Origin of the sequence: Fibrobacter sp. (assembly GCA_017503015.1) — a bacterium.
In the GTDB taxonomy this organism is placed as follows: Bacteria; Fibrobacterota; Fibrobacteria; order Fibrobacterales; family Fibrobacteraceae; genus Fibrobacter.
Genome location: JAFVTX010000062.1, coordinates 1 through 24,864, shown reverse-complemented (window position 1 = coordinate 24,864; position 24,864 = coordinate 1). Strand labels below are relative to the sequence as shown.

24 protein-coding genes are annotated in these 24,864 nt (G+C 54.6%); 8 read left to right on the top strand and 16 right to left on the bottom strand.

The window, feature by feature from the left end; genetic code table 11:
* The 7 genes from IKB43_11475 to rpsP form a co-directional block, all read right to left on the bottom strand.
* On the bottom strand, positions 1-222 hold a 222-nt coding region (locus IKB43_11475; GenBank protein ID MBR2470747.1), incomplete at its 3' end, for a hypothetical protein.
* 109 nt (positions 223-331) lie between these two features.
* Positions 332-1,264, bottom strand: a complete 933-nt coding sequence (locus tag IKB43_11470) for a Crp/Fnr family transcriptional regulator (protein ID MBR2470746.1) — start codon at positions 1,262-1,264, stop codon at positions 332-334.
* On the bottom strand, positions 1,264-2,169 hold the full coding sequence (locus tag IKB43_11465; GenBank protein MBR2470745.1) for a Crp/Fnr family transcriptional regulator: 906 nt from the start codon (positions 2,167-2,169) through the stop codon (positions 1,264-1,266). The genes IKB43_11470 and IKB43_11465 overlap by 1 nt, the downstream gene beginning before the upstream one ends.
* Positions 2,170-2,194: 25 nt before the next feature.
* Positions 2,195-2,542: a 50S ribosomal protein L19 gene (gene rplS / locus IKB43_11460; GenBank protein ID MBR2470744.1), complete on the bottom strand. Its 348-nt coding sequence runs from the start codon at positions 2,540-2,542 to the stop codon at positions 2,195-2,197.
* 16 nt (positions 2,543-2,558) lie between these two features.
* Positions 2,559-3,263 (bottom strand): tRNA (guanosine(37)-N1)-methyltransferase TrmD, encoded by a 705-nt coding sequence (trmD, locus tag IKB43_11455; protein MBR2470743.1) that lies wholly within the window; start codon positions 3,261-3,263, stop codon positions 2,559-2,561.
* Positions 3,260-3,820 carry a 16S rRNA processing protein RimM gene (gene rimM, locus IKB43_11450; protein ID MBR2470742.1) on the bottom strand — a complete coding sequence of 187 codons (561 nt, stop codon included), beginning with the start codon at positions 3,818-3,820 and terminating at the stop codon, positions 3,260-3,262. The genes trmD and rimM overlap by 4 nt, the downstream gene beginning before the upstream one ends.
* Before the next feature lie 228 nt (positions 3,821-4,048).
* Positions 4,049-4,498 (bottom strand): 30S ribosomal protein S16, encoded by a 450-nt coding sequence (gene rpsP, locus IKB43_11445; protein MBR2470741.1) that lies wholly within the window; start codon positions 4,496-4,498, stop codon positions 4,049-4,051.
* Between the two features lie 515 nt (positions 4,499-5,013).
* Here rpsP and IKB43_11440 point away from each other — a divergent pair.
* Entirely contained in the window at positions 5,014-6,336 is a 1,323-nt protein-coding gene (locus IKB43_11440; protein MBR2470740.1) for a GGDEF domain-containing protein, read from the top strand.
* A gap of 72 nt (positions 6,337-6,408) precedes the next feature.
* Here IKB43_11440 and IKB43_11435 read toward each other — a convergent pair whose 3' ends face one another.
* The 4 genes from IKB43_11435 to IKB43_11420 all read right to left on the bottom strand — a co-directional run bounded on the left by IKB43_11435 (position 6,409) and on the right by IKB43_11420 (position 10,216).
* Positions 6,409-7,908 carry a glutamine synthetase gene (locus IKB43_11435; GenBank protein MBR2470739.1) on the bottom strand — a complete coding sequence of 500 codons (1,500 nt, stop codon included), beginning with the start codon at positions 7,906-7,908 and terminating at the stop codon, positions 6,409-6,411.
* Positions 7,909-8,063: 155 nt separating this feature from the next.
* Positions 8,064-8,738: a hypothetical protein gene (locus IKB43_11430; protein ID MBR2470738.1), complete on the bottom strand. Its 675-nt coding sequence runs from the start codon at positions 8,736-8,738 to the stop codon at positions 8,064-8,066.
* A gap of 27 nt (positions 8,739-8,765) precedes the next feature.
* The gene (locus tag IKB43_11425) at positions 8,766-9,392 is read right to left on the bottom strand and encodes a hypothetical protein (GenBank protein MBR2470737.1); all 627 of its coding nucleotides are present in this window, start codon (positions 9,390-9,392) and stop codon (positions 8,766-8,768) included.
* A gap of 11 nt (positions 9,393-9,403) precedes the next feature.
* A complete protein-coding gene (locus IKB43_11420; GenBank protein MBR2470736.1) occupies positions 9,404-10,216 on the bottom strand; it encodes a TIGR02147 family protein in 813 nt (270 codons plus the stop codon).
* Positions 10,217-10,339: 123 nt separating this feature from the next.
* On the opposite strand from IKB43_11420, the gene IKB43_11415 reads away from it, so the two are divergent.
* The gene (locus tag IKB43_11415; GenBank protein MBR2470735.1) at positions 10,340-10,570 is read left to right on the top strand and encodes a hypothetical protein; all 231 of its coding nucleotides are present in this window, start codon (positions 10,340-10,342) and stop codon (positions 10,568-10,570) included.
* Here IKB43_11415 and ffh read toward each other — a convergent pair.
* A complete protein-coding gene (gene ffh, locus IKB43_11410; GenBank protein ID MBR2470734.1) occupies positions 10,551-11,909 on the bottom strand; it encodes a signal recognition particle protein in 1,359 nt (452 codons plus the stop codon). The two genes, IKB43_11415 and ffh, sit on opposite strands and share 20 nt — an antisense overlap.
* 42 nt (positions 11,910-11,951) lie before the next feature.
* On the opposite strand from ffh, the gene IKB43_11405 reads away from it, so the two are divergent.
* Positions 11,952-13,364 (top strand): MATE family efflux transporter, encoded by a 1,413-nt coding sequence (locus IKB43_11405; GenBank protein MBR2470733.1) that lies wholly within the window; start codon positions 11,952-11,954, stop codon positions 13,362-13,364.
* A 321-nt stretch (positions 13,365-13,685) separates the two neighbouring features.
* Positions 13,686-14,405 (top strand): fibrobacter succinogenes major paralogous domain-containing protein, encoded by a 720-nt coding sequence (locus IKB43_11400; GenBank protein MBR2470732.1) that lies wholly within the window; start codon positions 13,686-13,688, stop codon positions 14,403-14,405.
* Positions 14,406-14,414: 9 nt separating this feature from the next.
* Here IKB43_11400 and IKB43_11395 read toward each other — a convergent pair whose 3' ends face one another.
* Together IKB43_11395 and IKB43_11390 are read right to left on the bottom strand one after the other, a co-directional pair.
* The gene (locus tag IKB43_11395) at positions 14,415-14,588 is read right to left on the bottom strand and encodes a hypothetical protein (protein ID MBR2470731.1); all 174 of its coding nucleotides are present in this window, start codon (positions 14,586-14,588) and stop codon (positions 14,415-14,417) included.
* Between the two features lie 35 nt (positions 14,589-14,623).
* Positions 14,624-15,373: a TrmH family RNA methyltransferase gene (locus IKB43_11390; GenBank protein MBR2470730.1), complete on the bottom strand. Its 750-nt coding sequence runs from the start codon at positions 15,371-15,373 to the stop codon at positions 14,624-14,626.
* A gap of 140 nt (positions 15,374-15,513) precedes the next feature.
* Here IKB43_11390 and surE point away from each other — a divergent pair, with 140 nt between their 5' ends.
* The 4 genes from surE to IKB43_11370 all read left to right on the top strand — a co-directional run bounded on the left by surE (position 15,514) and on the right by IKB43_11370 (position 22,601).
* The gene (gene surE / locus IKB43_11385) at positions 15,514-16,335 is read left to right on the top strand and encodes a 5'/3'-nucleotidase SurE (GenBank protein MBR2470729.1); all 822 of its coding nucleotides are present in this window, start codon (positions 15,514-15,516) and stop codon (positions 16,333-16,335) included.
* A 13-nt stretch (positions 16,336-16,348) separates the two neighbouring features.
* A complete protein-coding gene (gene gyrA, locus IKB43_11380) occupies positions 16,349-19,000 on the top strand; it encodes a DNA gyrase subunit A (GenBank protein MBR2470728.1) in 2,652 nt (883 codons plus the stop codon).
* Between the two features lie 176 nt (positions 19,001-19,176).
* Positions 19,177-20,898, top strand: coding sequence for a glycoside hydrolase family 11 protein (locus tag IKB43_11375; protein ID MBR2470727.1), 1,722 nt, complete (start codon positions 19,177-19,179; stop codon positions 20,896-20,898).
* A 227-nt stretch (positions 20,899-21,125) separates the two neighbouring features.
* Complete coding sequence (locus tag IKB43_11370; GenBank protein MBR2470726.1) at positions 21,126-22,601, top strand: glycoside hydrolase family 11 protein; 1,476 nt, start codon at positions 21,126-21,128, stop codon at positions 22,599-22,601.
* 267 nt (positions 22,602-22,868) lie between these two features.
* Here IKB43_11370 and IKB43_11365 read toward each other — a convergent pair whose 3' ends face one another.
* Together IKB43_11365 and dapA are read right to left on the bottom strand one after the other, a co-directional pair.
* On the bottom strand, positions 22,869-23,564 hold the full coding sequence (locus IKB43_11365; protein MBR2470725.1) for a hypothetical protein: 696 nt from the start codon (positions 23,562-23,564) through the stop codon (positions 22,869-22,871).
* Positions 23,565-23,680: 116 nt separating this feature from the next.
* Positions 23,681-24,637, bottom strand: a complete 957-nt coding sequence (gene dapA / locus IKB43_11360; GenBank protein MBR2470724.1) for a 4-hydroxy-tetrahydrodipicolinate synthase — start codon at positions 24,635-24,637, stop codon at positions 23,681-23,683.
* Positions 24,638-24,864 lie beyond the last annotated feature (227 nt).

Here is a 24,864-nt window from a genome sequence, read left to right as displayed (position 1 = left end):
TTCCACGGTGGCGGAGTCGGTGACTTCGATCCACTTGTTCTCGAAGCAGGCGAAATAGGTGTCGCCGGCCTTGGCCACTTCCATCTCGCAGGTGTCGGGGAGGGCGGCCTCGGTCTTGAATTCGGGGATGCTGTTGCTGGCACCGCTGCTGCTGTCGTCGCAGGCGGTCATGCAGGCGGCAGCCGTGAGTGCCATCGCCGACGTCCAGAGTAGTTTTTTCATGATTTCTCCTTTTGTAAGGTTTTTGTATTTTTCACCCAATGACATATATAGATTATTTCACCTAAGTCGGATTGTGACGCGTGATACATTGTGCCTAAAATCACAAGGGCTACTCCACCAGCTTCTTGTCCAGCAGCGGGAAAATCCGGTTCAGTTCTAGCAGGTCCATAATCCGGTCGAAATCCCCGAAAAAGAATTCCGCCTGGTCCAGGGGCTGGTGAAAGTCCAGGGAGGTCGACGGCGTCAGTATGCCCTTTTCCACCAGTGCGCCGATGGTGCGGGTGGTGAGGGTCATGCCGTGCATGGATTTCTTGGATTCCTTTTTTAGGTCCGCCGTAGAGATGGCGCTGAGCCCGTTTCTAAGCGGGTCCTTGCTCCGCTGCGAAAGCCTGATGAATACCGTCAGCACCATCTGGTCGGTCATGGAAAGGATGTTGGGGCTGATCTTTTGTTCCAGTGCGCGGTAGCGCAACGTCTCGTAAAGCAGATGCACCAGTTCCGGGGACTGCACCTGCAGCGAATTTTCTTGAATCTTGAGGACACCCAGTTCCTGGAGGACCTTGAACAGCTTGTGGCATTCTTCGGGGCGGGTGCCGTTCATGCGGGCGGCCCGTGCAGAAACAGTTGCCATGGGAGCGGTGTTGCCGCCCTGTTCCTTCAGAATGCCAGAGAGCAGGTAAAGTAACGAAGGCAGGGCCTGCACCTGGTTGCTCTTGCGGGCGTTTTCTTCGCCGATGTGGTTCCGGCGGATCAGAAATTCGATGATGGACCGGAGCCACGAGGGCTTTTCGTCCAGGATGGCCTTAAGTTGTTCGTGTTCCACCACCTGGATTTCGCAGTCTTCTTCGGCCTTCAGGGTGTATTCCCTGGGGGCGTGTTCCAGCAGGCCGAACACGTCTATGATGTCGCCCGGTTCGAACAGCCTTGGGGTCGCGGCGGTCTGGGCGCTGCCTGTCCCTGAAAGAGAGCCCGAAATGACGATGTAGAGGGAACTGGCGAAGTCCCCTTCCAGGCACAGAAAATCACCGGCGGAGAGCTTCATTACAGCACCCCCCTCAGGTTGATTTCGTAGCGCAGCGCCAAGAGGAAATATTCAATCTTCTTGGAATCTGGGGCGAAAAGGTTGTCTTTGGTGTTTACGAACCAGCCCAGTCCCTGCATCTTTATCCAGTCGGCGGCGGTGAGGGCAATGTTGTTCTTCTGGAAAAAGGCGAGCCATGCCGGAGGGTCTTGGGACAAGTCACTTTCGGTTATAGATAACCTAACAAGGGCCTTCTTCTGGTTCAGCGTGAGCTGCAGGGGCGGCCAGGGTTTTTCTTGCGCTTCGGATTCCAGGTAGTCCACGAACAGTTCCAAAAGTTCGGGCTGGGTGACCGTCACCACGGGGTCCATCCCGGCAATCTCCACGAACTTGCGGCGGCTGAGTGCCTTCAGGTCTTCCTTGACTTCGGGGGCGCAGGCCTTGGTCTGCCAGCAGAATTCCTGCACAAGGCTTTCTAGCGGGTAGGGCTCGCCTTTTTTCAGGTGCCTGCAGAATTCGGAGAGGCTTACGAGGGAATTAGCGGCCCGGCTATGGCGACCAGCTTCTTTCCGCTGGCGATTTCTGGCCGAAAGCTCGCGGATTACCGCCAAAAGCCACAGGGGAATGCTCTTGAGTTCGGACTCCATGCAGTCTTCGCCCACCACGGTGATTTCGGAATCCCTGGTGGCCTCCAGGTCGTAGCGGAAAGGTTCCCGCTCCAATAGGGCGGCTACCCCTACCAGGTCGCCGGGCTGCATGGTAAAGTGCACCTTGCGGGGAGTCAGGGAATTATCCACTGCCGCAAGTTCGCCCTTGTCCAGGATGATGATTTTTCGCTCCTGGTCGTCGTGGGAATATACAACAAAACCCGCCTTCACGCTTGAGTGCGTGGGCGGGATAACTTGTTGTCGGGAATTCCCGTTCATCGGGAAATCACCCCCGAAAGCCTAATTAGGCCTCGCGTTCGTCGATACGGGCGGCCTTACCGCGGAGGTTACGCATGTAGTAGATGCGGGACTGGCGGACCTTACCGGCACGATCCAGGACGATGGATTCGATACGGGGGGAGTTCACCGGGAAAATGCGTTCCACGGCGACGGCGCCGGACATCTTGCGGACCGTGAGGGTCTTGGAAATGCCGGAGTTCTTCTGCTGGATCACAACGCCCTTGAAAGGCTGGATGCGTTCCTTGGTTCCTTCGATAACCTTTACGTTCACAGTGACGGTGTCACCGGCGCGGAAGCTCGGGGCTTCGGCCTTTACGTTTTCGTTATGGATAGCTTCGATGTTCAGGGACATAATGTGTACCTCTTAATTATTTGTCGCCAAATTTAGCATTTAATTTGAATTTTTCAAGGATGTCGGGGCGTCTTTCCTCGGTTCTTTTCAAGGATTCCTGCTTCCGCCATTCAGAAATGTTCTTGTGGTGACCCGAAAGCAGCACTTCGGGTACCTTTTTGCCCTCGAAAACCTCGGGGCGGGTATAGACCGGCCAACCCAGTAGCCCCTGGGCAAAGGAGTCCGTGTCGCCGGATTCACGGTTCCCGAGGGCCCCGTCTTTTAGCCGCACCACGGCGTCGGTCAGGAGCATGGCGGGCAGTTCGCCCCCGCTCACCACGAAATCCCCGATGGAAATTTCCATGTCCACCTCGGACTGGCGTATGCGGTCGTCGATTCCCTTGTAGTGCCCGCACACGATGACCAGGTGTTCTTCCTTGGAAAGGTCCGCGGCAATCTGGTGGGTGAGGGGGATACCGTCTGCGGTCATGTAGATGACCTTGCCGCCGTCTTCCTTGACGCCCGTGCTACGGATAGCCTGGGCCAGGGGTTCAGGTCTGAGCACCATCCCCGGTTCGCCACCGTAGGGCACGTCGTCCACCTGGCCGTAGTCGTTCACGGCAAAGTCCCGCAAAAACACGGTGTTGAACTGCAGAATTCCCTTGCTCTGGGCGCGGCCCATGATGGACTGCTTCATGGGGGCAAACATCTCGGGGAATATGGTGATGCAGTCGATTCTCATGGGCGCTCCTCGGGGCACAGCGCCCGCAGGTAGTCGCCGTCGCAGACGATGGCCCGGTTTTCTTCGTCAATTTCTGACACGCAGTCCTCAATCCAGGGGGCAAGGATGGGCTTCTTGGAAAACTCCGCCTGGGCTTCTTCGGCAAACTTGATGAGGAAGGCGTCTACAGTGGGCAGTTCCTGCACCTCCAGCACTTCGCCTACGGTGCGTCCGTCCGAGAGCTTGACCGCAAAGCCTGCCAGGTCGTCCAGGTAGAACTCCCCTTCGGGGGCGGGAATACGCTCGTCGGGGCTTACCATCAGGCTCCCGTTCACCAGGGGCCGCAAGGATTCCGGAGTATCGAAACCTTTGAACTTCAGGTGCCAGAGCGCCCCCGCCAGCTTGGACTCTTCCACTTCCAGTTCCACGAACTGCCCGTTCACCTTTTCCACCACCACGGCCTTCAACAGCTTGTGGCGCTCCGGGTCATGGGTCGTGGGCCGGGCCTTGATAAAGCCCTTGACACCATGGCTTCCCATAAGTTCGCAGACGGTGATGTAGTTGGAGTAGTCGGGCATTGGGTAGGGGATAGGGGTTAGAATCTAGGGGCTAGGGGCTAGGATCTAGGGGCTAGGATCTAGGGGCTAGGATCTAGGATCTAGGGAGGTGTGAGGTCGGGCCTGCGGGTTTTAAACATCGTCATCCTCGCGGAGGCGAGGATCCGCTGGAGCGGAAAGCTTTGCGGAGACGCCTCTAGACGAAAAAAGCCCTGTGCGCTTGGCACAGGACTCTTCAAAAGAATTTGATTAGGCTTCGGCAGGGGCTTCAGCGGCGGCTTCGGCAGGAGCTTCGGCGGCTTCAGCGGCTTCGGCAGCGGCGGCTTCCTTGGCGGCCTTTTCAGCTTCGATCTTGGCGAGAGCCTTGGGACCGAGCTTGGCCTTCTTGGCCTTGTCAGCCTTAGGAGTAGCGACCTTGCCTTCGATGGAGCGGCCGGCGCGGAGCTCGTGGAACAGTTCCATGATGCCCACCTTCTTCAGGAGGCTGCGGACGGTGTCAGAGGGCTGTGCGCCGGTCTGGAGCCACTTGAGGACCTTTTCCTGTTCGAAGCGGATTTCCGGCTTCTTCAGGTTGGGGTTGTAGAAACCCACCTGTTCGATAAAGCTATCGTCGCGGGCCTTGCGGCTGTCGATGACCACGGCGCGGTAGATGGGGTTGTGACGCTTGCCAAAGCGAGCGAGACGGATAACAGTTGCCATTTTAACCTCTTTTAGGGTTGATTGTTTCTTTTTGAGGCCAAATATAACAACAAAAAACTTGTGTGTAAAGGACGGAATGTAAAATTTTTCCGTTCTTTACGGATAAACTAATATTAAGCTGGCGGGGCCCAAATGCCCTAAAATTGACGATTTTGACCGAAAATCGCCAGTTTTGACACGAAACTAGTCCTTTTTTTACCCAAGAGGGGGAAGCCTCCCCCTGATTTCGGCCGCTCAGCCCATCTTGTCATCCCCGCCACCACCTTGTCATCCCCGCCACCGCCTTGTCATCCCCGCCACCACCTTGTCATCCCCGCCACCACCTTGTCATCCCCGCCGCCACCTTGTCATCCCCGCCACCACCTTGTCATCCCCGCGCAGGCGGGGATCTCCTATCCGCTTTCATCGTGGCTTTTCGCGTCCTCCATCACCCCCTCTCCTAGGGGACACCCCTAAAACCCCGTTTTTTCTGGGGCTATCCGCCACCCTCGTAGAAAAGATATAGATTTTAGGCCATGGACGGAACCCAATCTTTCTCTGAAATGGCCATGGCTCTCTCCCTGGATTACGAGAGCGTGTACTTTGTAGATATCGAGACGGACCGTTATGCGGAGTATTCCTCCCGTGGCGGTTACCGCCAACTGCAGCTGGACTACTCCGGTAACGAGTTCTGGGGAGATGTGCAGAAAAACCTGAAGAACGTGGTCTTCGAGGCGGACCAGGGCATGCTTTCCAGGGCCTTGACCAAGGAAAACGTACTGGTCGAAACGTCGGATGGCAGTCCCTTTACCTTGAACTACCGCCTGCTGATTGACGGGGAGCCTGTCTGGTATACCCTGAAATCGGTCCACATCCAGTTCGGTGACAAGAACTACCTGGTGGTGGGCGTCTGCAACGTGGATTCCCAGGTTAAGCAGCAGAAAAAGCTGGAGCAGGAAACTTCCAAGAGCGCTACCTATGGTCAAATCGCCCTGGCCCTTGCAAACCAGTACGTCACCATCTACCGCGTGAACCGCAAGACCGACCACTACGCGGAATACAAGGCCAAGGAATTTTACAAGGAACTGGCTATCGAAGAAAGCGGGGATGATTTTTGGGGCGACTGTCAGAAAAACTTGCAGAGGGTCATCTACGAAGAGGACCGGGAACTGCTTTCGGCGGTTCTCGTGAAGGATACCCTACTGAAGGAATTGGACAACAGCGGCAGTTTCTCTTACACCTATCGCCTGCTGGTCCACGGCGTTCCCACGTACATGAACATGAAGGCGGTGGCCTCCGGCGAAGAACATATTGTTATTGCGGTGAGCAACATCGACGCCCAGGTCCGCAGGGAGCACGAGTTCTCCGAAGCCCTGAGCCTTGCCCTCGAAAAATCCCACAGGGACAGCCTTACGGGAGTCAAGAACAAGAACGCCTTCGTGGAATTCGAGACCAGGCTGGACCATGAAATACAGTCCGGCGCCTGTCAGGAATTTGCCGTTGCCGTCTGCGACGTAAACGGCCTCAAGGAGGTGAACGACACCAAGGGGCACAAGGCCGGAGACGAATATATTTGCGGGGCGGCCAAGCTGGTCTGCGAAATCTTCAAGCACAGCCCGGTGTTCCGCATAGGCGGCGACGAGTTTGCTGTCATCCTTCGGGACTTCGACTACAGAAGGCGCGAAGACCTCCAGGAACAGATTGACGGAATCGTTCAGGAGAACCAGAAAAAGGGTGGCGTGGTGGTGGCCTGCGGCATGGCCTGCTTTGAGCCTGCCAAGGACAGGAATGTGGCCCAGGTGTTCGAACGCGCCGACCAGCAGATGTATTCCCGCAAGAAAAAGTTGAAACAATCCTGAAAAAAGACTCCGGACAAACCGGAGCCTTTTTTATAATCGGAACCTTGAGGCGCATTTTTTGCGCCCATTTCATTACCCGCAGTAGAAGTATGTCTTCACGAGCTTCTGCATGGCGGTCTTGGACTTGGTGACCTGGGCGCGGAGCGTCTTGTCCTTGAAGGCCTTCAGCTGGTCGATGATGCCGTCGATCATGGCGGGGCTGAACACGCCGAATTCCTCGTAGACCTTGCGCTGCTTGGCAAGGCAGTCGGCGCTGGCCCAGCAGCTGTCGGGCAGGGTGTCCAGCTTGCTCAACAGCTTCGCGTTTTCCTTCTTGTGGATGTTCACGTTCACGTAGGTCTGTTCGGCCACCTTCAGGCCGTCCTTGAGGCTAAGGCCGTGGCGGCAAGCGACGCAGAGGCCGGCCATGAGCAGGTACACGTTGGCGCTGGCGTCCGGGGAACGCATTTCCACGGTCTGCTTCTGGTGGGTGTCGTAGCTTGTGCCCTTTTCGTTCGGGTTCGCAATCTTGCAGAGGTCGGTCTTGGATGCCCAGCCCAGCGGTACGCGTACCAGCACGGAGCGGTTGCGGTCGCCCCAGCACACGTTGGTGGGGGCTTCCTGATGGGGCACCAGGCGCAGGTAAGAGGTGGGGTTCTGGTTGCCAAACGCGGTGATGGAGGGGGCAAGCTTCATCATGCCTGCGATGGCGCGGCGGGCGGTATCGCTGATGACTCCGTTCTTGAGCATCTGATTGTTGCCGTCCTTCATGATGCGCATGTGGATGTGCAGGCCCGAGCCCGCCTTGCCTACGGTGATCTTCGGGGCGAACGTCACGTCTAGGCCGAATTCTGCACCCAGGTTACGGATCATCCATTTGGCGATGGTGAGCTGGTTGGCAGCGTCTTCGGCGGGGCAGGGGAGGAACTCGATTTCGTTCTGCTCGTAGAGCTTGCCGTCTTGGGTGAAGTTGCCCACTTCGCTGTGGCCGTACTTGATCTGGCCGCCGGCCTGGGCGATGTAGAGCATGCATTTTTGGCGGAACTCGTTGAACTTGGCAAACGGGGCGGATTCGTGGTAGCCCTTCTGGTCAACGGCAGGGAACTCGCCTGTGTCGTCGGCAATTACGTAGTATTCCAGTTCGCCCATGGCCTGGAATTCCATGCCGGTCTCCTTCTTGAAGGCTTCGCAGGCCTTGTGGAGGGTGTATTCCGGAGAAGATTCCAGCAGCTGCCCGTCCTTGTTGAAGAAACTGCAGAGCAGGCAGAGAGTCGGGAGTTCTGCGAACGGGTCCATGAATGCGGAGGAGAATTTCGGCACCACGTAGAGGTCGGAGGAGGAGGCTTCGATGTAGCTGAACAGCGATGAACCGTCTACGCGTTCGCCGCAGCTGAGAATTTCGTCCAGGTAGTCGGCATCGTTGATGACGAAGTTGAGGGTCTTGAGACGGCCGTCTCCGCCGGCGTACATGAAGTTCAGGTGGCGGATGCCGTTGTCGAAGATGTACTTCTTGATATCTTCCTTGGTGAATTTGTCACGGGGTTTCTTGAGGGCTGTGACGAGCGCGTTAGCGGAATAGGAGGTAGATGCCATTTATTTTCCTTTTTTTTTGTTGTTTTTTCGTTTTTTGAAAATATTGCTGTCTACAATCTACCATTTTTCTTACAAAAAAGAAAACACTATACGAAAAATTTTTTCATATAATGTAATTTTTCATGAAATGTATGATTTTTCGCGGTTTTCGTGCCTTATTCTTCGATAACGGCTGGAATCCTGCAGGGCCAGATGGTTTTTGATGCGAATACTTCCCAACTCGGGTCGTAGTAGTGGAACGAGAACTCCAGGCTAATTTCACCTTCGGGGGGAGGCGTGTATTCCTTGTCGGTATTGAGCGGCTCCAGCGTGAGTTCGCAGGCGATAGTGCTTTCGGTATCTTCTGTGATTCTGCCGCTTTCGCTGGCGCAGGAATCCCTGAACTCTTCCTTGGCTTCGTCGAATGCGGTGAATAGCGGGTTAATCCACCTCTTTGTGATGGTGTTGTTGTGCAGGAATACATCTAATGAAATGGTGTCGCTTGCTCTTTCGCAGTATATGGTCTCGGCGATTCCGCCCCAGGCGTGTAACAGTGTTCCCGATTCCGTTTTCACCCTGTAGGGCGGGCACCACTCAACTCCGTCGGTGTCGTTGACGCACTGCGGGGGGTCGACCGCAATCATGTTGCTGATCGGCTTCCCCTCGAGAATTGTCTCGATATAGGCGGCCTCTTCGCTTGGCCCGAGGGATATTTGCTGGACGCCCTTGTCGATGCCGGTCTGGGGGCTTGCTGTGCCGGTGTGTTCCGGCGATGTGGAGTTGTCGCTTGAGCAGGCGTACAACGCGAATGCGGCAATCCCGCAGATGATGGTTTTGGTTATGGTGTTCATAGGTTCCCTCCTAACATTTTAAGATTTTTAGTTCCGGCAGATGCCGATGATAAGTTCTACATATTTTTTCCAGTATGCGTCGACGTATTTTGTTCTATCGTCGCTTGATGTTTCGTCGTTGGGAATTGTAAGGCTACAATTGAAACTGTGCTGACCTTCGATGGTCGTAGCCGTGTCCGACACGAATGCTCCGCTCTCTTCTTCGCAGTCCGCTTCAAAGGCTTCGGCCGTTGACGAATCCGGGAGCGTCAGGCGCTTTTGTGTAACAGAGTCGTTTACACTTACAGAGTAGACGAACCAGTTCGAGTCGTTCTCGCAGACGATGGATTCAAAACTTTCGTTTGCGACGTGGTACAGGTATCCATTTTCCGCCTGGATTTTTGGGGCTTGGGTGTCGTCTGTCGGATCGTGAATGATGATATCGTGAGGGCAGTCGATGCAGGGCGAACTTTGTGTTTCCGGGGCGACGAGCGTGTGTTCCTGGAACCATTCGGTAGTAGCGCTGTCGAGTGCTGCGGTGATGGAATTCGGTTGCTCGTCGGTGCCGGCGGTGTTGTCGTTCCCGCAGGCCACAAGCGAGGTAACCGCCATCAGGGCGAGAGCAGATGTAAACAGCATGATTATGATGGAGAAAAATTTCTTAGAGGTATTCATGGTACTTTCTCCTATACGTTTTCCGTAAGCGGGAAAAGTTGAAGGTTTAAACGGTAAACGCGGTCGATGTTCTTGCAGCCGTTTGCGAGCGCAATCACGTTGCGGCGGCATTTGTCGATTTCTTCAGAAATTCGTGCAAAAGTTGGGGCATCGACGCCCATGGTCACTCCAGAGATGTTTCGCTCGTGTACGTCAATTTTGTCGATCGCTTCTTTCGCAAGGTCGCTCATTTCGCGGTTCATGCTGCGCAGCGCCAAAGGAATCGCCTCCGTCGAGCCGGTAATCGCCTTGTCTGTTTGGCGGTAAACATTCTCGCCGGTTTCTTCGAGGAATTTTGCGCGAGTGAGCATCGCAAGCGAATCGCGGACCTGCTGCGCAGTGTAGAGGTGCTTGATTCGCTTTGCCATCTCGTTCGGGAGTGCCCCCGGCATCAGGGGTGCAAGTTCGCGCACGATGGAGTTTATGGCGGATTCGTAGTAGGCGAATATGTCGGAATCAATAACGCGAGCCTTCTGTTCCTCGGCGATGCGGGTGAGTTCCGTGAACGCGGCCTTCTTCTTTTCGTCGTTCGACGCATTCCCGAACTCGACCATCTTCTCGAAGTAGGTACGCTCGTAACCTGCAAGCCCCATGGCGTTTGCGACGCGCGGGAGTCCGACGCGGCTGAGCGAACTCTTGCCCTCGCATACCAGCTTGAGGTACGAGGGCGATGCAAATCCTGCGCCCTTCGAAAACTCGCGCCAGGTGAAGCCGGACTTCTTCTTTTCTTCGTAGAAGTCCTGCATGTAGCGGCGGTAATCTTGGTATTCGGTAATCGGTTTCATGGTTCGTTTCCTTACGCTTGTAATATAGCCTAAAAAATTCTAAAAATCAATAGAAAATGATACAAAAAATTGAATTTTTGTATAAAAATCGCAAAAAGTGTGATATTTGAAAAATATTTTTCTATGAATGAAGCAAAACGCGGCGTATATGATACAGGCACCGAAAGTGCCCGCGAAACACACAAAAAAAGTCGCGCAAACAAGTTTGCGCTCCCGATTATACTTCGTATAACCGCAACAAAAAAAGTCACGCAAAAAAACTTGAGTGAGTTGACCCGAGTCTTTAATCGCTTACTCTTGCGTAAGCGCGAGGCAAGCGCTGCTTTGCCGAAGTTTATTTTCGCTTCTTTTTGACCTTGGGCGGGGTATAGTTGCTCCCTACTTGTCCGCCGTTGTTCTGCTTGCGGGCAAAATCGCCGACCTTCTTGAACATTTCCTTCATGGTCTCGTACTGCTTGAGCACGGCGTTCACGCGACCGATTTCGGTGCCGGAACCCTTGGCTACGCGTGCCTTGCGGCTGCCGTCCAGAATCTGCGGTTTCTTGCGTTCTTTGGGCGTCATGGAGCTGAGCACAGCTTCCACGTAAACCAGTTCCTTTTCGTCAATCTGGTCGATGGGGAGCTTGTTCAGGCCCGGAATCAGGCTCAGAATGTCCTTGATGCGGCCGAGCTTCTTGATGGTGCGCAACTGGTTCAAGAAATCGTTCAGGTCGAAGGTGTTGTTGAGAATCTTCTTCTTCAGGTCCTTCGCGTCTTTTTCGTCGATGACCTGCTGGGCCTTTTCCACAAGGCTCACCACGTCGCCCATGCCGAGAATTCGGCTGGCCATACGGTCTGGGTGGAACAGTTCAATTTCGGGGAGCTTTTCGCCGACACCGATAAAGCAGATGGGTACCCCCGTCATCTTCTTAATACTGAGCGCTGCACCGCCGCGGGTGTCGCCATCCATCTTCGAAAGGCAAACGCCCGTAAAGTTCAGGCGGTTCCAGAAGGTCTCTGCCACGTTCACCGCTTCCTGACCGATCATGGCGTCTGCCACGAACAGGATTTCGTCGGGGTGAACGGCGTCGCGGGCCTTTTCCAGTTCCTGCATCAACTCTTCGTCGATCTGCAAGCGGCCTGCGGTATCGTAAATCACCAGGTCAAAGCCGTTGTCCTTGGCGTACTGGTAACCGTGCTTGATGATTTCGACCGGATTGCCCTGACCTTCGTCGTACACGGGAATGCCGATAGACTTGCCCAGCACCTGCAACTGCTTGATAGCGGCGGGGCGGTACACGTCGGCGGCCACCAGGAGCGGCCTCCTCTTCTTTTTGCTGCTCATCCAGAGGGCGATCTTGCCGGCGAAGGTGGTCTTGCCGGAACCCTGGAGACCCACCATCATGATGCCTACCGGAGCGGGACCGGAGAGATTGATTTCCTTGGTTTCGCCCCCCATCACGGCCACGAGTTCGTCGTGGATGATTTTCACGATCTGCTGACCGGGGGTCACCGAGTTCAGCACTTCGGTGCCCATGGCCTTTTCCTTGACGGCCTTAACGAAGTCGCGGGTCACGTTGAAGTTCACGTCGGCTTCGAGGAATGCACGGCGCACTTCGCGCAGCGATTCGGCGACATTTTCTTCGGTGAGCTTGCCCTGCCCGCGCAGGTTCTTGAGAGTAGATTCTAGAGAGTCAGTCAGCTGTGAAAACATAGTAGCGCAAAGATAGAAAAAAAACTATATTTGTCGCCCAATATGGTCGGTGCGATACTCAATAAGTTCTATAGGCCGTCAAAATTCAAGAAAAATGGCGACGTGAAGGATGTGCTGGTGGTGGCACTCCCCATGCTCCTGTCCATGTCTTTTGACACCTTCATGACCTTTATCGACCGCCTGTTCCTCTCCAAGCTGGGTCCTGCCGAAATGAACGCGGCCCTGGGAGCTGGCGCGGTGCAACTGGCGCTCACCATGTTCTTTACGGGGGCCATCAGTTACACCACTGCCATGGTGGCCCAGCGTCTGGGGGCAAAACGCCATGGGGAATGTGCCAAGGTCTTTATGCAGGCCCTGTACGTGTCGCTGGTGTGCGTACCCATTTTGTACCTGACCATCCCTCTTGGGCATTTTATTTTCGGCATGGAAAATCTGGCTGCAGACCAGCTGGAATACCAGAAGACCTACTTCGATATTTTGATGTTCGGCGGTATCATCAACCTGGTGCGGAACGTGGCGCCCTGTTTCTTTAGCGGTATCGGCGAGACGAAAATCGTGATGAAGGCTGCCTTTGTGGGCATGATTGTGAATGTGGCCTGCAACTTTGTGTTGATATATGGTCTCGGTCCGATTCCTGCGCTGGGGGTGGCGGGGGCGGCCTATGGAACCCTTATCGGGAACGCGGTTTCAACCATTATTTTGTTTGCAAAGTTTTTCGGCAAGTTCTACAACAGCCGTTTTGGTACCCGTTCCTCTTTTGCTTTTAGCTGGCCCTTGACACGAGAACTCTTGCAGCGGGGGATTCCGTCGGGAGTGGAGATGTTCTTGAACATGTCGGCGTTCCAGCTGTTGATTCTCATGTTCCACGCTCTTGGACCCGAACCCGCCACGGCGTCGTCGGTCATGTTCAACTGGGACATGGTGGCCTACGTTCCCCTGATGGGGTTGGAGGTCGCGTCCACAAGCCTTGTGGGCCGTTACGTGGGGGCGAAGAATGCCGCTGCCGCTACGCGATCTACTTACTCGGGGTTGCGCCTAGGGTGGGGCTATTCCTTGATTACCGGAGTGCTGTTCGTGTTCTTGCCGGGCGTGCTGACCGACATTTTCAGGCCCGACATAGCGGAGGCTTCGGCGGAAGCTATGGCCATTTTTGATGCGGCGCGCCCCATGAGTATTTTTATGCTCCGGTTTGCCTCCCTGTATATTTTTGTGGAGGTGCTGTTAGTCATCTATGCGGGGGCCTTGCGTGGGGCGGGGGATACTTTGTGGGTCATGTTCGCCAGCGCCATCATGAACTGGTGCGTGGCGGGAGCGCTTTACCTTTCCGCTTATGTGTTCCAACTGCCGGCCCATTACGCCTGGATTGCGGTGGTGGCGGTCTACAGTACCGCGCCCATTATTTTCTGGCGTCGTTGGGTCGGCGGCAAGTGGCGTCATCATGTGCTGGATAAGTGATTCTAGCTCTATTTAATAAATCTTTCCCTCGATGTGTACATCCCTCGCTCGCAGATTCATTTCATTCGACTGCTCTCTTGGGAAGTACACATCTCGGTCAAAAAATAAGCGATGGCTATGGTTTTACAGGTACAACTGATGGCAAGGCCTACTTCTGTAGGTATGAAAATTTACCGCAGGCGGAAACTCTTGTGACTGTTAGTCCCTGCGAGTTTCCTTGAAAGGTTATTTAGCATTATAGCCCCTTTTTTTGCCCTCGTATTTGCATTCCTGAAGGCTTTTATATAGATTAAACGATGGAAACTTCTTTGAGAGGTGGATATGCGGAAACTGTGTCTTGTACTTTCTATTGCCGCGATGGCGGCATTTGTTGCCTGCAGTAGCGAATCGGGAACCGAAGTGAGTAGCGAACTTCCGCCGGGTTTCTCGAAGCCTTCTCCAGAATCGAGCAATGAGAAAGCTCCTTCTTCCAGCAGCGTAAAACCCGATGTGTCCGTTGTTATGGGAACATTGACTGACGAACGCGATGGACAGACCTACAGAACCGTCAAGATTGGCGACCAGGAGTGGATGGCTGAGAATTTGAACTACAAACTGGAGGACAGTTTCTGCTATGAAGAAGAGGAAGCCAACTGCGCCAAGTATGGTCAGCTGTACATTTGGAAAACGGCGACGGAGGCTTGTCCTGCAGGCTGGCACCTGCCCAGCAAGGGGGAATTCGAAACCTTAATTGAGTTTGTTGGTGGCGAGGATGTTGCAGGCACCAAGTTGGCGACCACTAGTGGGTGGAAAGACTTTAACTATAGTAGCCTGAATGGTACGGATGACTATTCTTTCTCGGCACTCCCCGGTGGTTACTGGCGCATCGAAGCGGATGGTAGCGATGCGGAATTCTTGAACGGCGGCTACAATGCGTCTTTTTGGAGTTCTACAGAGCATGGTAGCGATGTAGCGTATGGTATTTTTTTGACGGGTGACCCTTTGCTTATAATAGACTGGGATGGGGACTGTGGCCTCTCTGTCCGTTGCCTCAAGGACTAGCGTAACACCCTAGTCCTGCTTTTTGTCGTCTTGCTTCGGATACTTGCGCTCGATAAAAGTCTTGATGAGCCAGGTGGCGCATAGGACGCACAGGATAAAGGAATAGAAATCCAGCAGTTTCTTGGTCAGTGCCGTTTCACTGATGGGGGGGCGCACGATAGGGGCTTTCCCGTTGTTTTCCATAGGGTCCTCCTGCTTGAATACTCTGTCAATATAGTTTATTGTTTGTTCCGTAGGCAGAACGCCATGATGGCGAATGCTCCCGCAACGTTCATGCTGGCCTTGCGCCCTGCCATGGGGATTGTGACCTTCAGGGTGGCCTGTTCCATGAGTTCGGGGGCGATTCCCAGTTCCTCGTTGCCGAGGATGATGAGCCCCTTTTCGGGCCATTTCACTTCGGTAATGCTTGGAATGTCTTCGCCGGTTTCAAGCGCGATGATTTCGTAGCCGTTTTCCCTGTGCCACTTGATACAGTCCATGGGGCTTTCCCAGCGCTTGATGGGAATCCATTCCTGACAGCCCCGGGCGGCACTTTTTACCGTCACGTGGTCGGGGCCGCAACTGTAGCCGCTCAGGTGGACTCCTTCGAGGCCGAAGCAGTCCGTGCTCCTGATGATGGAGCCTACGTTGAAGGCGCTCCGCAGGTTGTGTACCAGCACGGCGAAGGGGATGGGCTTCTCGTTCGGAGTTTCGCGGTCCCCCGGTTCCTGCTCCAGGTAAACATCCCGTTCGAACCCGAGGCCCGCCCGCGTGCGGAAGGTCTTGTACAGGTCAATCATCTGGGCCTGGTTCTTGCCTACTAGGCGTTCTCCTTCGGGCAGTTTCATCCAGCCGGCGTAGGTCTCGAATTCCCGCCTGGCGCGGGGCACGTCGTCGCCCAGCTGCAAGATGATGACCCGCAGGAGTTCGGCCATCCGCTTGGCTTTGGACTTGTCCTTCATGGCCAAAAATTTCGGTTCCGTGTACATGTCCAAAAGATAGTTTTTCGGTGGGGGCGTTGCGGGGGCGTGCCCCCGCTTAAGGGGGTGGTGAACAACAAGCGGAAGCGCGTGTGAACCAGGGGGATTTTTCCCCCTTTTGTGGTAAAATTTGCTATCTTTTAGGGCGCATGCAAGATACCCCGAAACCCCGCATTCTGATCACCAACGACGACGGTGTTCAGAGCGAGAATATTTGCGCTTTGGCCCGCGCCCTTTCCCCCTACGGGGAGGTGTTCGTCTTTGCTCCGGAGCATGAGCAGAGCGGGGTTTCTCACGCCTTTACGGTGCGTCGCGGGCTTTCGCTGAAGGCGGTGGACCTGGGGGAGGCGGCTGGTTCTGCCAGGGCCTATTCCATGGACGGGACGCCGGCCGACTGCGTGAAGTTTGCCCTGGGGCATTTCGCCCTTTACGGGCTATCTACCGAGGGGGCAGGTCCAGGGCCTTTGGCCGGGGCCTTTGACGTGTGTTTTTCGGGAGTGAACGTGGGCGAAAATTCCGGGGTGTCATCCCTTTATTCGGGGACCGTGGCTGGAGCCCGCGAATCTGCCCTCTGGGGGGTGCCGGGTATTGCCCTTTCGCTCCGGGGGACCGGTGCGGATTTGTTGCAGACGGCGGCGGATTTTGCCGCGAAGGTGGTGAAGGAGCGTCTTTACGGGGCAATTCCCAAGGGCGTTTTCTGGAACGTGAATTTTCCAAAGGCTACCGTCGAAACCTTCAAGGGGTTCAGGGCAGCGAAGATGGCCGTTGGAATGTTTACGGACCACTACGGTCACGAGAATGGCCTGTGGCAGCTGGACGGTGAAAAGATGTGGAACGAGCAGCCCGAGGATAGTGACGACTATCTGCTGGAACAGGGCTATGCCACCGTCACGCCCCACCGCATAGACCAGACCGACGAAAAGAGTTTGAAAGTAATAAACGAGATGTTGGTGGAAACCGCCAACCACTAAAAGGAAAGATCGAATGTCAGAAGAATTGGTACCAGGAACGCAGTTCAAGAGCCTGATTGAACAGGACATGCAGGATTGCTACTTGCGCTACTCCATGAGCGTGATTGTGGCCCGCGCCTTGCCCGACGCCCGTGACGGTTTCAAGCCGGTGCACCGTCGCGTCATGTTCAGCATGCACAAGTTGGGCGTGGTTCCCAACAAGGCGACAGTCAAGAGTGCCCGTATCGTGGGTGACGTGATCGGTAAGTACCACCCCCATGGCGACTTCGCCGTGTACGAGACTTTGGTGCGTATGGCCCAGGATTTCTCCCTGCGCTACCCGCTGGTGTTCGGTCAGGGGAACTTCGGCTCTATCGACGGTGACGGCGCTGCCGCCATGCGTTACACCGAAGCCAAGATGAATAACCTGGGTGCCCTGATGCTGGAGGACTTGGAAAAGGACACCGTGGACATGGGACCCAACTACGACGAGTCCCTGGAAGAGCCGCTGGTGCTGCCTTCGGCGCTCCCCAACATGCTGGTGAACGGTACCACGGGTATTGCCGTGGGTATGGCCACCTCCATGGCTCCCCACAACCTGCGTGAAATCGCGAACGCCATCCATGCGGTGGCCATGAACCCCGAGATTCCCGACGAGGACCTGCTGCAGCTGGTGACGGGCCCGGACTTCCCTACGGGGGCGGTGATTTGTGGACGTGCGGGTATCCGTGACGCCTACCTGACAGGGCACGGCCGTGTGCGTGTGCGCGCCCGTACCGAGGTGGAAACCGACAGCAAGGGCAAGCCCCGCATTCTGGTGACCGAGATTCCCTACATGGTGAACAAGGCGGAGCTCTGCAAGAAGATTGCGGAACTGGTCCGCGAGAAGCGTGTGGACGGCATTACCGACATCCGCGACGAATCCAACCGCGAAGGTATGCGGATTGTGATTGAACTGCGTCGTGACGCCGTTGCCGAAGTGGTGTTGAACAACCTGTACAAGAACACCCAGTTGCAGACCACCTTCAGCATCTACAACCTGGCCTTGGTGAACAACCTGCCCAAGCTCTTGACCCTCAAGGAACTGATTCAGGTCTATGTGGACCACCGCATGGACGTGATTACCCGCGCCACCCAGTTCGACTTGAAGAAGGCGGAAGCACGCCTCCACATTATCGAGGGTCTGCGTATTGCCACCCAGAATATCGACGAGGTGGTGCAGATTATCAAGAACAGCAAGACTACGGAGTTGGCGAAGCAGAACCTGCAGGCCCGCTTCAACCTGGACGACATCCAGTCCCAGGCCATTGTGGATATGCGTCTTGCCCAGCTCACCGGCCTGAACTTGGAAAAGTTGGAAGCGGAATACAACGAGCTTATCGCCACCGTGGCCGACCTGAAGGACATTCTCGCCAAACGGGAACGCCGTATCGCCATCGTGCTGGAAAAGCTGGATGCTGTGGTGTCCAAGTTCGGCGACGAACGCCGCACCAGCATCGAAGATTCTGTAGATGACCTGGACTACGAAGACCTGATTGCCGAAGAGGAACAGGTGATTACCCTGAGCAAGGAAGGCTACATCAAGCGCCTGCCCATTGATACCTTCAAGGCCCAGAACCGCGGCGGCAAGGGAATTATCGGTGCAACCCTCAAGGACGAGGACAACGTGGACCAGATTTTCACGGCCAGCACCCACAGCTACCTGCTGGTGTTCACCAACAAGGGCCGTGCCTACTGGACCAAGGTTTACCGCCTGCCCGAAGGCACCCGCAACGGCAAGGGCCGCCCCATCATCAACTTCGTGGGACTTACCGAAGGCGAAAAGGTACAGGCCATTGTGCCGGTGCGCAAGTTCGGCGGGTTCTTCTGCCTGGTGTTTGCCACCAAGAAGGGTATCATCAACAAGATGGACCTGACCCTGTTCAGCCGCCCCCGCAAGGCCGGCGTGAACGCTATTCGCCTGGACGAAGACGACGAACTGGTGAAGGTGCAGCTGGTGGGCATGACCGAAGAGGAATACAAGGCTTCGCTGAATGCCAGCGAAGCTGACGATGCCGTGGAGCAGGCCGCCGAGACTGCCGAAGCTGAAGTGGCCGAAGGGGAGGACGGTTCCGAAGATGTTGAAGGCCGCCCGATCCCGAAGGACCTGCTGATGCTTGCCACCCGAAACGGCCAGGCACTGACGTTCCCCATTACCTGCTTCCGCCCCATGGGCCGTGGAACCCACGGCGTGCGCGGTATCAAGCTTGCCGAAGGCGACGAGGTGATTTCGCTCCTGTGGCTCAAGGCGGGTAACAAGGTGCTGACCATTACCGAAAACGGTTTCGGCAAGCGGAGCGAACCCGGTACCTACCGCATTACCCGTCGTGGCGGCAAGGGCGTTATCAACCTGAAGGTCACCGACAAGATCGGTCCTGCCGTGTTCGTGGAAAGCGTCGCCGACGACTACGACTTGATCATTACCAGCCGCGAAGGCCAGGTGATCCGCATCAAGGCCGCCGACATCCGCCTCACGGGCCGTAATGCCCAGGGCGTGAAGGCCATTAGCCTCCGCGAAGGCGATGTGGTGCAAGACGCTACTGCGCTCCCCAGCGTGGAAGACATCGAGCAGGACAGCGCCGAGGCCAAGGAGACCTTCGACCACGTGGAAGGCGTTCAGGTGGAGGACGACTCTTCGGAGGAATAGTCCGGATTGTTGCTCCGATAGAGCTTGATCAAGTTGTCATGCCCGCGCAGGCGGGCATCTCCTTGAAAAAACGCGAAAATCGCCATCTTTATATAAATTTACACACATCCCCGGTGACATCCGGGGATTTTTTGTATATGTTTACATTGGGATTGGATTCTGAAGAGGAGTTCAATATGCGTGTTTTACCAAAGTCCGCCAAGCTTTTGACGATCTTGTCCCTTGGTTTCCTTTCCACACAAGTTCTGGCCCAGAATTTCTGCAGTACGACAGGCCATAACGGAACAGGCAGGACGGTATCGGGTTCCTACGTCACGGGATCTGTTGGCAACTATGACTTTCAGTTATGGTATGACCATGCACAGTCGGGAAGTGCCACTTTTTACAACGAAGGTTCCATGAGCTGCTCTTTCCAGGGGGCTGGCGATTACCTTTGCCGCATGGGCTTGCAGTTCAATAGCGACAAGACCTATGACCAGCTTGGCGGCGACATCATGGCGGAATTCAAGTTGGTTAAGCAAAATATTTCGGGCGTAGGCTATTCATACGTTGGGGTCTACGGCTGGATGGAAGGTGTTAGCGGTGCCCCCAATGGTCTTGTAGAATATTATGTGGTGGACAATACGCTGGCCCAGTATATGCCGGGCGACTGGGTCGGTGATACCAAGAAGGGAGACTACACAATTGATGGCGCCGTGTATACCGTTTACCGCAATACTCGTTTTGGACCTGCGATTGGAGGCAATAATGATCGAGAATTCCATCAGTATTTTAGCGTTCGTAAATCGGCTCGCGATTGCGGTACTATCAATGTTTCTGCTCACATAAAAAAATGGAAAGAACTTGGAATGGCCGACGGTAAACTCTATGAGGCCAAGGTTCTTGGTGAGGCCGGTTGTACGGGAAATGGTTGTGGTGTTTCCGGGACTGCTGATTTCCCTGTTGCCAGGGTGTATATTGGCAATGGTTCCACACCCACATCCAGTTCCAGCGTAAACAATCCTGCCAGTAGTTCTTCTGCGGTTAATCCTGTTGCCGTTACCAACATCCCTGGAATAATCGAACTTGAAAACTTTGCCACCAGTGGTGGTGACGAAGTGACTGTCTATGGAAACATCGTGGGTGAAATCAAGCCGGACGCCTGGTTGGAATACCCCATATCGGTCACTTCCGCAGGGGTTTACACGGTTGATCTCCTTGCCGCTCGACAAGACGACCAGAATCGTACGACAACCGTAGACATTTCCGTGGATGGAAAAGCGGTGGCCTCCATTACGGGCATATTGACCACCGGTTGGAACGATTACGACAGTTTTACGGCTGAAACGACAAACCTTACTGCCGGTTCCCATACCCTCCACGTGACCTTTACCGGGGGCTACGTGAATGTGGACAATCTCAAGTTCACCAAGAAAACCACGGCATCTTCTTCTTCTGCAAATCAGTCCTCGTCTTCCGTGAAGCAGTCTTCGTCTTCTGCAAAGTTGTCTTCGTCGTCTGCTGTGGTGCAGTCGTCTTCGTCTGCACAGGCGGAATCCTCCGCATCGGTAGAATCTTCTTCATCTGCCCTGGAAATTTCTTCCGCTACTGCGGAAAGTTCCTCCTCCTCGGAAGTGTCCTCCGCCGCTATGGAAATATTCTCGTCTGCCATCGGAGAATCCTCGTCGTCTGTCGGGCAGTGGTATTCCTCTGCCACCATGGCCATGGCAAAAACGCGGTTCTCGGTAGGTGGCGACAGGAATTTGCAGGTGTTTGACATGCAGGGACGCTTCTTGGGTCGCGTTACCGTGGCGCAGGGAACCTCCCTGGAACAGGTTCTCCTTGCCATGTTCCAGAAGCCGGGCATCTACCTGGTCAAGCAGGGTGGCCGCTTTATGCAGGTTCGAGTGACTCGATAACCCCAAAAACGTCAAAAACCACATTTTGTCATGCCCGCGCAGGCGGGCATCCCCTTGGAAAGAACGCGAAAAACGCCCTGATGTTGTCATGCCCGCGCAGGCGGGCATCTCCTTGAAAAAAAAGCGAAAATCGCCATCTTTACATAAATTTACACACATCCCCGGTGACATCTGGGGATTTTTTGTATATGTTTACATTGGGATTGGATTCTGAAGAGGAGTTCAATATGAAAAAGGGATATTTTTCGGTCGGGACAGCTGCTCTGCTATCCCTTGGTCTTTTCACCTCACAAACGCTGGCCCAGGATTTCTGTAGTACGACTACTCATTCTGGACAATCCGCAAGGACAAGCGGAACCCGAAACGGCGAAGAGTACCAGACCATCAGCAAGATTGGCGACTATAATTACGAGTTGTGGTATCGTGGCGGCAATGGTGCTAGTTCTGCCACTTTCTATTCTGACGGTTCCATGGAGTGTATCGCTAAGAATAGCGATGATTATTTGTGCCGTTCGGGATTGTCCTTTAACTCGGACAAGTCTTACACGGAACTTGGACACATGTATGCCGATTTCAAAGTGTCCATGAGTGGCCAACAGAATATCGGATACTCCTTCATCGGTATTTATGGTTGGTCAGAAAACCCCATGATTGAGTACTACATCGTGGACAACTGGGCCAGTCAGTATAAACCAGGTGGAACGGGTTGGGGTTGGACCAAAAAGGGCGAATACACTGTCGATGGCGCAAAGTATGAAGCGTGGACTCATACTCAGGTTGATCAGTGGGCTCTTCACGGAAAGGCCACTTTTGAGCAGTTCTATGGTGTTCGTGAATCCGCTCGTGCTTGCGGAACCATTGACATTACAAAGCACTTTGAAGAGTGGGCGAAACTCGGTATGAACCTCGGCAAGATGTATGAAGCCAAAGTTCTTGGTGAAGTTGGTAATGGTAGCGGAACTGCCTCTTGCAACTTTGACTTCCCCGTGTCGCGAGTGTATATAGGAACTGCCCCTACGCCTTCTTCTAGCGCCTCCACGAATCCCACAAGCTCCGCTTCTACCCCCACTTCTAGCGCTGCTGCACAGACCGCTGTAGGAACTTTGCCCGGAAAGATTGAATTCGAAGACTACCAGAACAAGGACGGCGGCTTCACCAATGGCGGAACTTACCTGGGAGACATTGAACCCGGTAACTGGGCCGAATATACGGTGAACGTTACCTATACCGGAACCTATACCTTTGAACTCTCCGCCGCCAGGGGCGATGACCAGAACCGCACAACTTCTATCGACCTCGTCGTAGATGGGACAAATGTGGGCACGGTTTCGGATATCCTGACAGACGGTTGGGATGACTACAAGTCCTTCACCGGGGTGACCACGTCCCTTTCTGCAGGGACCCACACCCTCCGCGTAGAATTTACCGGTGGCTACGTGAATGTGGACAACATCACCTTTACCGAAAAGGATGTGGACAAGGGCTCCAAGTACGAACCGCCTGCATCCATCCGCAATGTCCATTTCTCCTTGAATAGCGACAAGGAACTGCAGGTGTTCGACATGCAGGGCCGTAATTTGGGCCGCTTGAGTGTCGCTGCTGGCGTTTCTCTCCAGGATGCACTATTCGCAAGGTTCCACAAGTCTGGCATCTACCTGGTCAAGCAGGGTAGCCAGATGATGAGGGTCCGCGTTACTCGCTAATTGTCATGCCGCACTTGATGCGGCATCTCTTTTATCATACAAAAAAAGTCACGGAGAAATCGTGGCTTTTTTATTTGTGAATTGGAGATGCCCGCCTTCGCGGGCATGACAGGTGCAATTATTTCTTCTTGCTTTTAGACTTTTGCGGTTTTCCGTGAGCAATAAACGCCTGGTCTTAACCAGGCGTGGTTGCGACCTTTGGCCACTTAGCGCTTTAGCGCTTATGTGGACATGGCCACCTTTAGGTGGGAGCAAAGTCAGGCCAGATTACTTTTTCTTGCTTTTAGACTTTGCTGTCTTTTTTCCACCTTTCGGGGGGTGAGCCGCAATCTTCTTCACGCTCTTGTCAGCCTCTTCTTCGGCCTTGAACATGGCTTCGATGGCTTCCAGAGCGCCGTTGGGGTCTTCCTCGATGATTTCGGAGGCTTCGTCCACCAGCTCGGCAAACTTGTCGTACCAGTCGGCAAAGATTTCCACTTCCAGGCGGTCTACGCCGGGAACCGTGAGGCGGGCGCCACAGCATTCGCCGATACGGTCGATATACTTGGCCATCTGGGGCTTCAGGAGGGTCAGGTCCAGACCGTCCAGGTCTTCGGGCTCGAACCAGACGCCGTCCACATCGGAATCGTCGTCGTCCTTTGCCTTCTTGCCTTTCTTGCCTTCGCACTTGCCGCACTTGCACTGACCGTCGCTGCAGCAGTCGTCGTTGCCGTAGAGCGCCATGTATTCTTCGTCGTCCATGCCGCTGTCGTAGTAGAACTCGTCATCTTCGAGGTAGAGTTCTTCCACGAAGATTCCCTTGGCGCCAAGCGTCTTGGCCGCGGCGATGAATTCCTTGAGGTCGCCACCGAAGTAGCGTGTGGAGGCGGCCTCCTCGTTCAGGGTCTGGACGGGAATGGGGGAGAGTTTCTGCTTCTTGATGTAGTCGCAGATGATTTCGCTAATGGATTTATTCTTTGCCATGGGATTCTCCTAGTTAAAAATAGACGAGAGACGAGAGAACGCTTCGCAATTGTGTTGCTTCGCTACAGACGAGAGATTTTTTGAAAAGATTTATTTGGCAATCTCTCGTCTTTCGTCTAGATATGGTACTTCTTCAGGCTTTCGGCCTTTTCGTTGATGAGCTTCATGATGCGGGCCACGGCTTCGTCACCGCGGGCGGTATCCTTCACGCTCGTCATCGGCTGGAAGAGCGGGCTGTTGAACATCGTTCCCAGAGGAATCGGGTTCTTGCGGCAGAAGGTCGCTTCCACGTAGTCGCGGGCGGCGTCCTGCAGGTCGTCGCACTTCTGGAACTCGCCCTTCTGGAAGGCCTTGTACAGGTCTACGAAAATCTTTGCCGCTTCGGGGATGTTCGCCGTTGCGCTCACGAGGCCCGTGCCGCCCATCTCCAGCATGTCGATGAAGAATCCGTCTTCGCCGCTCAGAACAGCAAAGTCGTTGTTCTTCGTCTCGTTGATCACGCGCTTCGTGTCTTCGTGGAACTTTTCGCCAATGCGGAAATCGACCGCCTGCTTGAGTCCGATGATGTTCTTGTCTTCGGAAAGGGCGATGAGGGTGTCGGGGTGGACGTAGCTGGCGGTGCGGCCCGGCACGTTGTAAATGATAATCTTTGCGCCCGTTTCGGAGCTGAGCGTCTTGAAGTGCTTCTCGATGCCTTCCTGCGAGGGGTTGTTGTAGTAACCCGTGACGCAGAGGACCGGGACTTCCGCAATCTTCAGGACTTCTTCGATCATCTCGACGGATTCGCGGGTGCAGTTGCTGCCGGCACCTGCAATCACCGGCACGCGGCCATCCACGTAGTCCAGCGTGAACTTGATGATGTCGAGGTGCTGCCTGTGGGTGACTGTAGCACTCTGACCCGTGGTACCCACAGGGAGAATGCCGGAAACGCCAGAAGCGATAAGGTCGTCAATCATCTTTTCCATCTTCTTGTAGTCGACGGAGTTGCGGAGACACTTGGGATCGTCGTCCATCAGCGGGGTGAACAACGCGGGGAAAACACCAGTAAGTTGAGAAGCTTTTGTAATCTGCATAGTGGCCATAATGTAGTAAAAAGGGGCTAGGGGTATGAGGTGTGAGGTCGGGCCTGCGGCCCTTTGAGGTATGGGGTGTGATGGGGACAAATGGTGTCATCCTCGCGCCCTGTGGTGAGCGAAGTCGAACCAAGGCGAGGATCCGTTTGAGGTAAGTTTTTTGTTATTGGTGTTAGAAGTTTGATGTTAGAGGAAATGGATGCACTTAACTTGTTCTCTGACAATCA